The following is a 13414-nucleotide window of genomic DNA, read 5'->3' as shown; positions in this document are numbered from 1 at the left end:
GTTATGATATATAAGAATTCATCATCTTAATACCAATATTGGATTTAAAAATATAAGTATATTGAGGTGTTTAACATGCAAACGCAAAACTTTCTGATGGATGACAGTCTGCAAGATTTGACGAAACACCATACAATTGTTATGCCGGTTGCTTGCTATGAAAAAACCATTAAGAACCATTTGCACGGATATATTCCCCTTCATTGGCATGATGAAATTCAATTCGTGCTTATAATAAAAGGAGAAGCGCTGTTCCAAGTAAATGAGGAATGGGTGGTTGTCCGTCAAGGCGACGGGCTGTTTATTAACAGCGGCTGCCTGCATATGACAAAGGAGCATGGCAGTTCAGATTGTCTTTATATCTGTTTAAATGTCTCCCCGCATTTCGTTTTATCACAGGAACTCTACACGACCTATGTAAAACCTTTGATTCACGCAACGAATGTCCCTTACTTATATATCCACGCAGACGACCCTTTAGAAAAAAACATTCTGAATGCTGTATTAGAGATCCACAAATGCATCGAGCAAAAATCCCTCTTTTATGAAATAGATATCACGATGAAACTTACGTCTGTTTGGAAACACTTAATCGCCAATTGCTTCCACCTTGAATGTATCGAAACAGAATGGTTGAAGAACCAAAGGATGAAGAATATGCTGAGCTGGATCCATCAGCATTATGCTGAAAAAATCACATTGGAGGATATTGCGAAAGCCGGGCAGCTAAGCCGTTCTGAGTGCTGCCGCTATTTCAAGCGCTTTTTAAAATGTTCTCCGTTACACTACGTTATAGATTACAGAATTCAAAAAAGCTTATATTTATTGCAGCAAAGAGATGCGAGTGTGACAGACATTTCTTATCAAGTTGGTTTTAACAGCACAAGTTATTTCATCAGCAGGTTCAGACATGCCATGAAGATGACGCCGCTGGCTTATAAAAAACAAAAAAACAAAGAAAGACAGCACTGACTGATTCAGTAATTGCTGTTTTTCTTTGTTTCATGTGTTTTAGGATAAGCGAATTTTAACTAATTCCGCAAAATACGCTGCACCGGTTAAAAGAATGTCATCATTAAAATCATATGACGGGCTGTGTAATGGAATATGGCCCTTTTGATCATGCTCATCACCATTGCCAAGAAAAACAAATACACCGGGAACCTTCTCTAAAAAAGCCGAGAAATCTTCTGAAATCATCATCTGATTTATGTTAGAAGTGACATTCTCTTTTCCGGCTGTTTTGGCAGCAGCTTCAACAGTAAACCCGACATATTCTTCCCAATTCGTCGTTGGAGCAAATTCATGTGTATACTCAAACTGACACTCCGCACCATGCATCTCACAAATCCCGGAACTGATAGTCCTCATTTTTTCTTCGAGAAAACGTCGGGTGTCAGGAGAATAACTTCGCGTATCACCTTTGATTTCCACATAAGTCGGAATCGCATTCCTCACCCCGTCTGTTACGATTTCCGTACAGGATATAACGGCAGGAACGCTTGGATCTAAATTTCTGGACACAATAGTCTGTAAGGCGAGAATAATTTGCGACGCTATGACCAATGGATCAATACTCATATGAGGGCGGGCTGCATGAGCGCCTTTTCCTTTAATCCGGATGACAAAGTTATCTTCACCGGCCATAATTCCCCCGGGGCGGGTTGCAAAAGTACCCGCCGGCAATCCAGGCATATTATGCAATCCGTAAATTTCATCGAGCGGAAATTGTTCAAAAAGTCCATCCTCAATCATGGCCCTCGCACCCTTGCCCGGTTCTTCCGCCGGTTGAAAAATAAAACACACGGTGCCGTTAAAATGTTGTCTTTCACTCAATATTTTAGCTGTCCCAAGAAGGATTGCCATATGTCCGTCATGACCGCAGGCATGCATTTTCCCTTTATTTTTAGACACATACGAATGATCTGCTGCTTCAGTGAAGTGTAATGCGTCCAGTTCCGCTCTGATTCCTATAACCTTTGAACCTTCTCCCGCTTTTAAGGTGGCGACTATACCTGTTCCGCCCAGACCCGAACAAACGCTTACTCCCATTTTTTTTAATTCTTCAGCAATATACACTGAGGTCTTGTGTTCTTCAAAAGCTGTTTCAGGTATCATGTGGAGGTCATGTCTCCATTTTATTAATTGATCTTTCATTGTGATATCATTCATAAAGACCACTCCAATATAATCATTAAATAGAAAGCGTTTACACAAATAATTAAAATAAAGCAAAAATAATTGCCGAAACAGTGATGACACCAATAATCGCAACAAAAACATTACTGATTTTATTTCGATACATTTTTAATACTGGCAGCTTACGAATGGCATACATAGGGAGCAGCAATAGAATAACAGCCCCTATCGGTCCGCTGATGCTTTCAATGATGCCTAGAATACTTGGGTTGATATAAGCTATTAGCCAGCAAGTGACAAACATAAAAAACAGAATGATAAAATCTGTTTTTTTCTTATTATTTCTTGATGGAAAAACCTCAACAATGATATCCCGCATGGCCTCATAGGCTCCTATATAATGTCCTAAAAAGGATTTCGTAATTGCGAGAAATGCGATAATCGGGGAAAGACAAGCAATAAACGCTGAATGAAAATGGTTGGCGAGATAAGTGAGAATTGAGATGTTTTGTTTCTTTGCCATAGCAAGATCTGCCGGCGACAAACTGAATACACAGCTGTATACAAAAAATAAAACAGTAAGTATCATCAATATATAACTGTATTTTTGTATTTGGGCACATTTATCATCAGCAAATTTGTCTCCATAACACTGCCTTTGAGCTACAACGAATGGTGAAATCATTGAATAATGATTAAATGAAAGCACCAGGACAGGGAATGTCATCCATACCGTCATGAACATCCCTTGTCCTGATCCGGATAATGATAGGTGTGTGACATCCAAAATGGCTGTATTCCATTTAGGTATCAGATAGATCCCCATCAAACATAACGAACCTATAAATGGATAAACTAACAAACTCATAGTCTTCATGACCGCATCCTGACCAAAACGCACGATAAACAGTAATCCTGCTATCAGAAATCCGGCAGTTAAACCCCTTGGCGGCTCTGGCATGTTCATTTGATTCACAATAAAGCTTTGAGCTGTATTTGTAATGGCAACTGAATACATTAACAGGATGCTGTAAATCGCAAGAAAATAAATGACAGTGAATACTCTTCTTGCTTTCGCCCCAAAGTATTCTCCTGTCACCGCTAAAATCCCGTCTGTTGCAGAACCTGCCGATAAAACAAATCTGGCCAAAGCTCTGTGAGAAAAGTACGTAATCGGAAAAGCCAGAACAGTGATGATCATCAGAGGCAGAATGCCCCCTATTCCCGCATTAATTGGCAAAAAAAGCACGCCCGCGCCTATTGCTGTGCCAAACAGGCCTAAGACCCAAATTGTATTTTGCCTGCACCATTTAGCCGGATCTTCATAAGAGGCATTATTCGATGAAGAACTCCGGCACCGCACATCCACATCCTGTTCTATAGACATATTTATCCTCCCGAAAAAAGAATGTCATGCTCTGGAACATCACGAATTACCATGAAGCCGGGCAGCTTTTCACTCGTATATATTTATCCGGAATACGCGATGACTTCAATTTCAATCTGTACATCTTTAGGCAACCGGCTTACTTCAATTGTGGATCTCGCAGGACGATGGTCTCCAAGATATTTACCATATTCCTCGTTAACAGCTTTAAAATCACCTAAATTTTTAAGGAAAATAGTCGTTTTCACTATACTTTCAATTTTTAAATCCTCTGATTTCAGAATGGATTCAATGTTTTTTAAAACTTGAATCGTTTGTTCCCTAATATCAGCCGGAACTTCATCCGTGTTTGGATTAACAGGAAGCTGTCCTGATAAAAATAAAAAATCTTGTACTTTAATGCCTTGAGAATAAGGTCCGATCGCTTTTGGTGCTTTTTCTGTAAAAACTGTTTTTAACATAATAATCACCTTCTCCTTATTGATGTAAAATTCTAAATATTCTTCACAAAAAACTGAATCGCTTTCAGTTAAGAGTAATATATCACATATCTCATATTAGTCAAACGAAAAATTCATACAAAAAAGCCTGACGAGTTGTCAGGCTTTTAATTGGCTGTTTAAAATGATTCGAGTCAGACTGTTTTCCCAGTTACTCCTTATGGCATTCAGTCCTTGTTTAAGATCTTTATTCTTCATTGCGTCTAATATTTGATTGTGTTCACTGCAGGATGCATTCATTGCGTGATTTTGACTGAAATACCGAATTTCAATTCTCTGTATTTTCGTTTTTTGTCCTTGCAGTAATTTCTGCAGTTCAGTATTATTTGAGACTTCAATGATCTTTTGATGAAAGGCATTATCCAATTCCAGCGCTTTTACCTTATCATCCGTCTCCATTATTGCATTCATTTGCTTATTTAATTTTTCCATCTCGTCTATATGATCTTGCGTAAATCTTGAAAGTGCCTGTTCAAAAGCGAGACACTCGAGAGACCAAACGACCGAGTAAACCTCTTTCGCATTTTCCAGGTCAATAGGTGCTACCACTGTCCACCGATTGGCTTTCGTTATGACAAGACCTTCATTTTCAAGCTGAAGCAGCGCCTCCCGGACCGGCGTGCGGCTGATTCCGAGTGTCTCAGATAGATCTTGATTTCTCAGTCTTTCTCCTGGCTCAAGCTTACCTGTTATAATCCACTCTCTCAGAAACTGATAAGCTTCAACTTTCATAAATGTTCGTTTTAATTGGTGCTGTTGGTTCATTGTCATGTTTCCACCTCTTTAAAACATCATTTTACATGTAATATACCACATTTTAGTATATCGTTTGCGAAAAAGAAGAGTTGCTTTGCATTCCGATCCATGTATAATGTGATATATCACATATTGGAAGGGTGAAGAAATTTGTTTGCGAATATTGATTGGGTTTCGAATCATTTCAGATCTGATACGTTACCTCAGGAATCTTCCTATTTCTCTGCAGAGGAAACAAAAAAAGCGCTTCATTTTCATTCCGGCATTCCCGGCTATCAAGCAACACCGCTTCACTCGTTAAGAGGTCTCGCACAATATCTCGGCATAAACAGTCTTTATGTCAAAGATGAATCTAAACGCTTTAGCCTTAATGCTTTTAAAAGCTTGGGTGCTTCATATGCGATTGCTTCTTACTATAGTGAAAAACTTAAAATCGACCTTAATTCCATTCATTTTAACGAATTGGTTGAACTTGTAAAAAGCGCTCCTTCTGCTACATTTGCTACAGCTACCGACGGTAATCACGGAAAGGGACTGGCATGGGCGGCTTCCCTTTTTGGACAGAAAGCAAAGGTATATATGCCGAAAGGTTCTTCTCCCGCGAGATTGGAAGCCATTAAACATTTAGGTGCTGATGCGTACATTACGGATTTAAATTATGATGACACTGTTCAAATGGCGGCAGATTTATCTGAGAAACATCATTGGATTTTAGTTCAGGATACGGCTTGGGAAGGATACAAGCAAATTCCTCTCTCTATCATGCAAGGATATACAACAATTATTGCAGAAATATACAAACAAAATGAAGATTTCTTCAATACAATCAGTCATGTTATCCTTCAGGCTGGAGTGGGATCTTTCGCTGCTTCAATGGCAGCTTCCCTATTAAATGCAAAAAGCGGGAATAAGCCCAAAATCTCCATAGTTGAACCCGAAAGTGCAAATTGTCTGTACCGGTCAGCCCAAAGCGCCTCTGGATCACCTGTCCGAGTATACGGTGATCTTTCTACAATGATGGCTGGGCTTGCCTGCGGCGAACCCAACCCATTCGGTTGGAACATTTTGAGAACATGCAGCGATTATTTCTTTTCCTGTAATGACAAGATAAGCGCATTGGGGATGAGAATATTGGGTAATCCTATTGATCCGGATCCGAAGATTATTTCTGGTGAGTCAGGTTCCGTACCATTAGGTTTGCTGCATGAGTTAAGTAAGAATACTTCAATGGAACAGATAAAGAAGAAATTAGAATTAGATCAGTCATCTAATGTGTTAATGATTAATACAGAAGGTGATACTGATCCGGAAAATTATCGGAAAGCGGTTTGGGGAACAGATCATTAAAACAACGGCAACATGTTTGTTTTAATATTTATAAAAAGCCTTAACTTTGGGTGAAGTTAAGGCTTCCGTTATTTCCCCTTCCCATGTAAAACTCAATCATTTAACTAGTCCCAAATTAAAGGCCTGTCAACCTCAGCAGTTCTGAGATAGTCTAAAAGCTGACCGGTATGTACGGACTCATGGTAAGCGATTCTTAATAACATGTCTCCTAGTTCGCGAATATATCCAACATCAGACCTGTCAATCTTTATATTTGTTAAATCTGTTTCGTTTAACGATTTGATGAATGTCAAAAACGCGGCCCGATACGGTTTGGCAAATTCTAATTCTTCGGTTACTGTGGTAAACGTTTTTGATTCATACGGGTTTTCGGATTCCAATGAAGACTCATTCATTTGTTTTAGTAAAATGTGATGATAAAGAAATTCCGCTTCTAATACATGTCTTATCATTTCCTTGCACGACATTGCTTCGGAATCCGGGCGCCAGTCCATTTTTTCCTCAGGTATAGCTGTCCATAACTTGATGCTTCGCCGTCTTACCTCTTCAAAATGTAAAACAATAAGGTCAATTGTATTCAAGTATTTTCCCCCTTTTATTTTTCAATAATAATTCTCCTTCTTCCCGGAAAAAACCTCTTCAAATAAAAAACATATTCTTTCCAGACTCGCTGGATTGATAATCAAACCATTTTTAAGATAAGGAGATATTCATTCATCCATACAATAGACTCTGGCTGAACATATACTGAATGATAGTTTTCATCAGAAAGGAGAAATCAGCTTTGGCAAAATATCGGATCATGACCTTTGACGGGGGCGGTACCTTAGGTGCTTTAAGTTTACAACTATTGAACAGACTGGCTGAAGAAAATCCGGCATTAATAAGCCGAACCCATGTATTTGCGGGAAATTCAATCGGTTCATTTACTGCCCTGGCATTAGCAAGCGGAAGATCTCCGAAGGAAACACTTCAGTATTTTGAGGATGAAATCCTGCCCGCATTCAGCACTTCCCGGCCGGGCGGACCTGTTTTTAATCAGCAATTACCATATTCCGGTTTTATTAAAGCGGTACGAAACTTTTTCCCGCCAGGCCTTCGTCTTAAAGATGTAAGAAAACGAATTGTTGTCCCTTCATTCAAATTATACTCCCCGGCACTGGATCGTTGGACGCCCGTATTATTTCACAACTTTCCCGGCTCTCCCTATTTAAATGAGAAAGTGAGTGATGTCATATTGCGGAGCAGCGGTGCTCCCGCGACGCAGCGCGCCTATCAAAACTACGTGGACGGATATGTAGTGGCAACGAACCCCAGTACGGCCAGTATCGCGTTTGCGGTTGGTAAAGCCAACGTGCCATTGGATCAAATTGCGGCGCTATCCATCGGGACAGGTGAAGCCCCGACTCGGTTAAGAAGAGATACGAGGGGATGGGGAATGGTAAGTGCGGATAACATACGTCCCGAAAATCTGAAGAACCTTCCTCCAAATTGGGGAGTCCTTTTGGACAGGTCGCCTAATGAACCTTTACTGCCATTTCTTCAGATGATCTCCGGCGGAAATGGCTACTATGAATCCATGGTCAGCGCGAATCTGCTGGGAGATCGCTTTTTCCGGTTAGATCCGCGAATTCCTAACTTCTCCAAAACAGACCCTTCCGTGGTTCCCGCTGTCATTGAAATTGCGAACAAAACCAACTTACAGCCTGCGAATACATTTATAGAGAAAAACTGGAACGACAGCGCTAAATAAGCAAGAAGTTTACATCATCATACAATGAACAAAAAATACCAAGGGACTCAAACCCTTGGTATTTTTAATGCGGCTGAGAGGGTTTGGACCTTCACGGGGTATTTATACGCTGGGCATTCGATAAAGTGAAATCTTATTACCGCCCGGCATTTCAAACACTGAAGTTAAACATTACAACCAACAATCGGGCCATTTAATTGAATAGGACTACTCAAAAGTCGCTTCCCATTACGTAAGGGAAGCGACTTTTGAGATTTGATTTTCAAGTTCCTTTGACAAATTTTGAAAAAACCATTGACTATTCAGTTGAACTGTATTAAGTTTAACTATATAGTCAGACTGAATAGAGGATGAGGATATGAAACATAAATTATTACCGCTGTCTGAAACCATGCATTATATTTTATTAGCTCTGCGGGAGCCGCTTCATGGCTATGCCGCCATGCAGAAGATCGAGAAGATGAGTAACGGAACTGTTATTTTAGCAGCCGGCACATTATACGGCGCGATTGAAAACTTGAATAAGCATGGCTGGATTGAACCTGTTGGAGAGTCGGGCCGGAGAAAAGTTTATATGATAACTGCGGAAGGAAGCGCCATTTTGAAGATGGAACAAAACAGGTTACTGCATATTTTATCCCTGCACGAAGGAAGTGAATCGAATGAAGAAATTTAAGATGTTTTTTGATATTGAAAAAGAGGAGCAATGGCTGAACGAGCAATTACAAAAAGGCTATCGCTGTACAAATATCAGCGGATTAGGAATATACACTTTCGAAAAAACCGACAAAAAATATGTGATGAGACTGGATTATCAAGATTATTTATCAAAGAAAAAATTCGAAGATTACAGAGAGATATATGAAGACTTCGGCTGGAGTTATATAAATGGCCCTTGGGGGCTTGGAACTCGATATTGGCAAAAAGAAGATGATGATCAAAATGAAATCTTCTCGGATCGCCAATCAAAGAGTAATTATTATAAAAGACTAATGAGTTTTTCATCTTGTTTTGGGTTACTGTGCTTGTTTTATTGTAATATGATTTACACGAATTCAGGTTTGTATTTAGCTGAAGGTCTGTGGAGTATGGAAGGCGCAATGTTTTGGAAAGCATTTTTATTTGAAACTCCATTTGCCCTTTTAAGGTCGCTTCCCGCTCTTATGGCCGTTCTCTTTGGCTGCAGTTTCTATAAAGCGTATCGAAAATATTCAATGTTAAAAGAACAATAACGCGGGGAAGTTACATTTAAAGAAGTAATCGAGGATCATGTATCTGCCGAAGCCGGGCGCTTTAACGGAAAAAAAGCGCCCTGAATTTGCTGATAAATCAGACGGCTCATTTTGTTAATGATACATACTTATTTACAATGGCTTGAGCGAGACAAGCTGATGAATCAACAAAGGTAAGTTCGCTGCTTTTTTGATCCGTGACCATATTTAAATCCGTACATGCAATGATAACCGTATCAACCTTTTCTGCTAATTCACGGTGTAATTCATCATATAATGTACCAGCCTCATCGGTTTGACCTTGTTTAATCTTTTCTATTATGTGATCGACATAGATTTGCCAACTATCTTGATGTAAAAAATCATAACCTTCTCTGTTTAACGCTTCTTGAAATATTCCAGATTGAACCGTAGGGACGGTGGCTAAAAGAGCTGCTTTTTTTGAGCCATTAGGCATTTTTTTTATGGTTTCATCAATCATGTTTAGTAAAGGGACTGAAATCGATTTTTTTATTTGATTAAAATAGATATGTGCGGTATTACATGGGATTGCAATAAAATCAACACCCGTTTTTTCAAGCTTTACAGCCCCCTCAATAATTGCCTTTTCCATGTCCGTATGATTGAGAGGTTTATTCATATAGAAAGGAGTCGGACAAGAATAAATCATCATATGAGGGAAATCCATGTCATGTATTGCTCCATATATTTTTTGGCACTCGTCTACTACCTTATCTACAAATGGCCCAGTAGATTTTGGCCCCATTCCTGCCAGTATTCCAATCATAATTGTCCTCCTCTGTAAAAATGTGTACGAATACGATCACGATGAGTTATTCTTGTGTTACGCATCTGAATCTGCTCTCATTTCTTTTTGGCTGTCTTCTCCTATTTTATCATTTCATTAATCGAAAAAGGGACTTTAAAAGATAGCTGGCAAACCAGACGACTTGCTTTAAGTAACGGGGCAGCTGCAAACAAAAAATACCAAAAGTGTCAGAACCCTTGGTATCATTGTGATGCGGCCGAGAGGACTTGAACCTTCACGGGTTATTCACCCGCTGGGCCCTCAATAAAGCGAAACTGTGTTTTCTATTACAAAACCTTTATATATTAGTGTTTGTTTATATTGATCATGTTATTTACAAAGATTTATTCATATTGTGGAGTAAAAATGGAGTCGTTTTTTTCATCACCAGAAAGTTACATGACATGTCTCGGGTTCCATGTTTGTTAAAATCACCATCTTCGTTTTAAAACGTACAGGTTTATAGTGTCCCATAACGCTGTCCTAAATAAAACACTGGACGCAACTAAGTCAAATGTTTTTCACGGTACTATAGTCAAGACTTGCCCAAGTCACCATTATCAAAAAGAATTTCATCAAGCACTTGAAACATTTATTGAACGTGAGCAAGTGTTATAACATGAATAAGAAACCAAGGAGTGATGAATCTTCTAATCTTTCATTTTACCCGCTGACTCATATCAAAGGAGCTCTAACCAAATTTTAATAGCTGTCGCACTTATTAATAACGCTAAAATCCATTGCAGGAATTTTGTATTTACTTTTTGCCCAACAGTTGCGCCAATAGGAGAAGCAATTAAACTGGCAATCATAAGAACCAGAGCCGGTGCAAAAAGAACCTGGCCCGTGATTACTTTTCCAACTGTTGCGCCAATAGATGAAAGAAATGTAATCGCAAGAGATGAAGCGACTGTGATTCTAACAGGAATATTTAAAATTGATAACATAAAGGGGACCAGGATAAAGGCGCCGCCAGCTCCTAAAACACTAGATACACCACCAATGATAAACGCTAGGGACGAAGCCAACCATTTATTAAATATCACTTCTTTGTCTTCGCTTTGTTCTTGTCCTTTTTTAGGTATAAATATTAAAACAACTGCTAAAATAGCCAGAATACCGTATATAAAGTTAATTCCTTTTTCAGATATATAATGAGAAAAGTAACTCCCCAATACACTCCCTACAAGGATGCTGCTTCCCATGTACATAATTAATGCTTTATTTAGAAGACCACTCTTACGATAAGCCCAAACACCGCCAAGTGTCGCAAAGAAAACTTGAATAGCCCCTATCCCTGACACTTCATGGGCAGTTAATGACATCACTCCCACTAAAGAAGGAATGTACAATAGCATTGGATAATTAATAACTGCTCCGCCAATACCAATCATTCCGGAAATAAAGGCACCAATAAACCCTATAGTGAAAAGAGTTGTGATAAAGGCAATATCCATTTTGGTTCCTCCTTTCAAAGAAAAAGGGCATCTTTGTATTCGATACCCTTTCACATTCATTAGCCTTTTTTAATCCAGAATTTCAATACATCGCCTTCATCAGTTTGCTCTAAAAGGTCATGCCCGCCTGATTTAGACCAAGCTGCAAGATCATTTTTAGCTCCCTTATCTGTTGCATGCACTTCTAATATTTGACCTGATTCCAGTTCATTCATCGCTTTCTTTGTTCTGACGATTGGCATTGGGCATGCCAGGCCTTTTGCGTCTAATACTTTATCTGATTTCATGTTCATCTCTCCTCTTTTTAATAGAAACTTGTGTTACCGTATTGCACAGCGGTTTGGACCAATCTCCATTTCACGCTGTTTTTCTTCATCCGGGCTGATTTTCCCCATGTTTGTTTCCCGAATCTCTTGGTATGCATTTGGCTGCGGAGGCAAATGATCTGTTACTAGGTGTCTAAATTCTCTTTCATCCGCAATGTTCAAACCATGGTTCTCGCTAAATAATGTACGTAGTTTTTTACCAACAATTCCATCCTCATTTAGCTCGTCAATGATCATAAAGTGTGCCGGTAATACAATTAAATCCTTTGATAACGCGTTGTAACGGCTATAAAGCGTTGTTCTTAAATCTCCCGCCCAATCTTCTGCCATACCGGCTAAGTCTGGTCTTCCGATTGAATCAATAAATAAGATATCACCTGAAAGAAGATACTGATCATCAACAATGAAAGAAGTGGAGCCAATCGTGTGACCCGGAGAATAGATCGGTTGAATTTTAATCTTTGTATTTCCAATGATGATATCATTTCCTTCTTCCAACGGCTGATAATCGAACACCGCTTCTTCAGCATCTTTAGGCGGTAACCAGTAGGTTGCTTTTGTTTTTTCAGCTATGACTCTGCCGCCTGAAATATGGTCTGCGTGAAGATGTGTATCAAATACGTGAGTAATCTCCGCGCCCTTCTCTTTCGCAAAGTCTATAAAAATATCCGCCATACGTGTCGCATCAATAATCGCTGCTTCACCATTGGAAATGACCATGTATGACAGGCAGCCTTTACCGATTCGAACAAACTGATATATCTCACCGCCACCTTTTAAATCCCCGACTTTTACCGGCTCTAAATGTTCGCTCCATGCTTTCATTCCGCCCTTAAGATAGGATACAGAATGACCTGCTTCAGAAAGCATTTCGGATACCATGACAGATGAACCTTCTTTTGCACAAACGACCAGCACTTCTTTATCAGAAGGAATTTTCTCCAAGATATCTTCTACGCCATCTAAAAGATCGAAATACGGTACATTTAAATGGTCAAAATAATGTCCTTCAATCTTCCAATCGCTAAAATCATTTTCATTACGTACATCCAAAATAAATAAAGATTCTTTGTGAAAGATTTTTTGTGTGACTTCTTTTGCGGTAAGTGCTTGCACGGTCATGTTTACATACCTCCTTTTTCTGTTTTACCTGTCCAATCCCGCATACCGGGAATAACATTAATAACCTTTTTAAAACCTTGTTTTTTCATGGTGTGAGCTGCCATTTCACTTCTTCTTCCTGAGTGGCAAATAATATAAATTTCATCATTTTTGTTTAATTCGTTAGAGCGCTTTTCCACTTCGCCAAGAGGGATATGCACCACTCCGGGGATATGGGCTTCTTCATACTCCTCTATCTCTCGTACATCTAAAATGTGAAGAGACTCATCACGATCCACTTTCTGTGTGAAAGCTTCTAATGAAATCTCAGGAATTGAAGATGCATTTTCTGATGAATGCTCTCCTCCTTTTCGAAGAAAGTGACGAAGGACTTCTCCCTCTGTTTCAGTACCTAGATATTCATGGCCTGAGCTTTTTGCCCATGCTTGCAGATCTGCCGCCGATCCTTTATCTGTTGCTTGAATTTCTAATATGTCACCAGCTTTTAATTCTTTTATTTTCTTCTTTGTTTTTACGATAGGCATTGGGCATGACAATCCTTTAGCGTCTAATACAATATTTGCTTTCACGATTTTTTCCTCCTTTTC

General features: G+C 39.3%; 14 protein-coding genes and 1 pseudogene. 5 read left to right on the top strand and 10 right to left on the bottom strand.

All coding sequences use genetic code 11. The features are described from left to right. The first annotated feature begins 75 nt into the window (after positions 1–75). Positions 76–972 carry an AraC family transcriptional regulator gene (locus tag GNE05_RS03050; protein WP_014416996.1) on the top strand — a complete coding sequence of 299 codons (897 nt, stop codon included), beginning with the start codon at positions 76–78 and terminating at the stop codon, positions 970–972. Between the two features lie 39 nt (positions 973–1011). On the opposite strand, the gene GNE05_RS03045 is transcribed toward GNE05_RS03050, so the two are convergent. The 4 genes from GNE05_RS03045 to GNE05_RS03030 all read right to left on the bottom strand — a co-directional run bounded on the left by GNE05_RS03045 (position 1012) and on the right by GNE05_RS03030 (position 4791). Continuing rightward, a complete protein-coding gene (locus tag GNE05_RS03045) occupies positions 1012–2172 on the bottom strand; it encodes a M20 aminoacylase family protein (protein ID WP_160182419.1) in 1161 nt (386 codons plus the stop codon). 49 nt (positions 2173–2221) lie between these two features. Then, a complete protein-coding gene (locus tag GNE05_RS03040; RefSeq protein WP_201741795.1) occupies positions 2222–3532 on the bottom strand; it encodes an aromatic amino acid transport family protein in 1311 nt (436 codons plus the stop codon). A gap of 77 nt (positions 3533–3609) precedes the next feature. Then, the gene (locus GNE05_RS03035; RefSeq protein ID WP_072177232.1) at positions 3610–3987 is read right to left on the bottom strand and encodes a RidA family protein; all 378 of its coding nucleotides are present in this window, start codon (positions 3985–3987) and stop codon (positions 3610–3612) included. Between the two features lie 138 nt (positions 3988–4125). Next, positions 4126–4791 (bottom strand): GntR family transcriptional regulator, encoded by a 666-nt coding sequence (locus GNE05_RS03030; protein WP_031304481.1) that lies wholly within the window; start codon positions 4789–4791, stop codon positions 4126–4128. Between the two features lie 141 nt (positions 4792–4932). Between GNE05_RS03030 and GNE05_RS03025 the strand changes: the two genes are divergently transcribed. After that, a complete protein-coding gene (locus tag GNE05_RS03025) occupies positions 4933–6129 on the top strand; it encodes a diaminopropionate ammonia-lyase (RefSeq protein ID WP_160182417.1) in 1197 nt (398 codons plus the stop codon). Positions 6130–6233: 104 nt separating this feature from the next. On the opposite strand, the gene GNE05_RS03020 is transcribed toward GNE05_RS03025, so the two are convergent. Next, positions 6234–6710: a DinB family protein gene (locus tag GNE05_RS03020; protein ID WP_160182416.1), complete on the bottom strand. Its 477-nt coding sequence runs from the start codon at positions 6708–6710 to the stop codon at positions 6234–6236. 203 nt (positions 6711–6913) lie between these two features. On the opposite strand from GNE05_RS03020, the gene cotR reads away from it, so the two are divergent. From cotR to GNE05_RS03005, 3 genes are all read left to right on the top strand, one after another. Further along, positions 6914–7882 (top strand): sporulation hydrolase CotR, encoded by a 969-nt coding sequence (cotR, locus tag GNE05_RS03015; protein WP_003156127.1) that lies wholly within the window; start codon positions 6914–6916, stop codon positions 7880–7882. Between the two features lie 358 nt (positions 7883–8240). Continuing rightward, positions 8241–8558, top strand: coding sequence for a PadR family transcriptional regulator (locus tag GNE05_RS03010; RefSeq protein ID WP_014416988.1), 318 nt, complete (start codon positions 8241–8243; stop codon positions 8556–8558). Beyond that, positions 8545–9114, top strand: coding sequence for a DUF2812 domain-containing protein (locus tag GNE05_RS03005; RefSeq protein ID WP_014416987.1), 570 nt, complete (start codon positions 8545–8547; stop codon positions 9112–9114). The genes GNE05_RS03010 and GNE05_RS03005 overlap by 14 nt, the downstream gene beginning before the upstream one ends. A gap of 106 nt (positions 9115–9220) precedes the next feature. Here GNE05_RS03005 and GNE05_RS03000 read toward each other — a convergent pair whose 3' ends face one another. From GNE05_RS03000 to GNE05_RS02980, 5 genes and pseudogenes are all read right to left on the bottom strand, one after another. After that, the gene (locus GNE05_RS03000) at positions 9221–9901 is read right to left on the bottom strand and encodes an aspartate/glutamate racemase family protein (protein ID WP_160182415.1); all 681 of its coding nucleotides are present in this window, start codon (positions 9899–9901) and stop codon (positions 9221–9223) included. Positions 9902–10602: 701 nt separating this feature from the next. Continuing rightward, positions 10603–11379: a sulfite exporter TauE/SafE family protein gene (locus GNE05_RS02995; RefSeq protein WP_160182414.1), complete on the bottom strand. Its 777-nt coding sequence runs from the start codon at positions 11377–11379 to the stop codon at positions 10603–10605. Between the two features lie 59 nt (positions 11380–11438). After that, complete coding sequence (locus GNE05_RS02990; protein WP_003156135.1) at positions 11439–11666, bottom strand: sulfurtransferase TusA family protein; 228 nt, start codon at positions 11664–11666, stop codon at positions 11439–11441. Positions 11667–11699: 33 nt separating this feature from the next. Next, positions 11700–12864, bottom strand: a pseudogene (locus tag GNE05_RS02985) (MBL fold metallo-hydrolase). Continuing rightward, the gene (locus GNE05_RS02980) at positions 12830–13399 is read right to left on the bottom strand and encodes a sulfurtransferase TusA family protein (RefSeq protein ID WP_151295719.1); all 570 of its coding nucleotides are present in this window, start codon (positions 13397–13399) and stop codon (positions 12830–12832) included. Before GNE05_RS02980 ends, GNE05_RS02985 begins: the two are co-directional and overlap by 35 nt. Between the last annotated feature and the right edge of the window lie 15 nt (positions 13400–13414).

This window comes from Bacillus sp. AM1(2019), assembly GCF_009906915.1.
Classification (GTDB): Bacteria; Bacillota; Bacilli; order Bacillales; family Bacillaceae; genus Bacillus; species Bacillus velezensis.
Note: the sequence above shows the minus strand (reverse complement) of the source record. Positions and strands in the feature narration are given on the sequence as shown.